The organism is Variovorax sp. P1_H12_2 (assembly GCF_056405335.1).
In genome coordinates this window covers 1-1,051 of sequence record NZ_JBFUCI010000781.1, presented here as the reverse complement: position 1 = coordinate 1,051, position 1,051 = coordinate 1, and the positions used below count along the sequence as shown (strand labels likewise).

Sequence of the window (1,051 nt, the reverse complement as noted above, 5' to 3'; positions counted from 1 at the left end):
GTGCGCTCCCACGTCCACCCCTTGAAGGGACGCGATGGCGAAGAGCTCGCGATGGACGTGGCGCTCGACGGCGATCCGCAGGCCGAGCGTCTGCTGATCCTGACCAGCGCCTGCCACGGGGTCGAGGGCCACTGCGGCAGCGGTGTGCAGGTGTTCGCGCTGCACGATGCCGAATGGCGCGAGAAGGCGAAGGCGCAGGGTGTGGCCGTGCTGTACGTGCATGCGCTCAATCCGCATGGTTTCTCGCATGGCCGCCGCGTGACGAACGAGGGCTGCGACCTGAACCGCAACTTCTTCGATTTCGCTCAACCGCTGCCGGTGAACGAGGCGTACGCCGAACTGCACGCGCTGCTGCTGCCCGAACAGTGGCCGCCCTCCGCCGCCAACGAGGCCGCGATCACGGCCTGGATCGAAAAGAACGGGGCGACCGCCTACCAGGCGGCCGTGACCCGCGGCCAGTACCAGTTCGAGGACGGCCTGTTCTTCGGCGGCAAGGCCCCGACCTGGAGCAACAACACCCTGCGCGAGGTCTTGCGCACCCAGGTGCAGGCGGCGCGCCAGCTGGCCTGGATCGACCTTCACACGGGGCTGGGTCCCAACGGCCTCGGCGAACGCATCTTTTCCTGCCGGGACGACAAGGCCGCCTATGCGCGCGCCAACGCGTGGTGGGGCACGCCGGCCGCACCCGTGACCTCGATCTACGACGGCTCGTCGACCTCGGCCTTCCTGACGGGGCTGATGTGGGGCTCGGTCTACGAGGAATGCCCGCAGGCCGAGTACACCGGCATCGCGCTCGAATACGGCACCGTGTCCGTGATGGAGGTGGTGGGTGCGCTCCGGGCCGACCATTGGCTGCACAAGCATCCGGAAGCCCCGGCCGATCTGGCGGCGTCGATCCGCTCGAAGATGCTGGAGGCCTTCTACACCGACACCGATGCCTGGCGCGGCCAGATCATCAGCCAGGCCCGCCRGGCCATGTTCCAAACGGTGGATGGGCTCTCCCCGAGGTAACGGGCTCGCCCCCCAGGTTGCCCCGCACTTCGTGTCGGGG

At 68.5% G+C, this 1,051-nt stretch carries 1 protein-coding gene; it reads left to right on the top strand.

Annotated features, from left to right (window positions below; translation table 11 throughout):
* Positions 1–1,011, top strand: a 1,011-nt coding sequence (locus AC1D2K_RS35105) for a M14 family metallopeptidase (RefSeq protein WP_478095089.1), incomplete at its 5' end; no start/stop codon positions are given.
* Positions 1,012–1,051 lie beyond the last annotated feature (40 nt).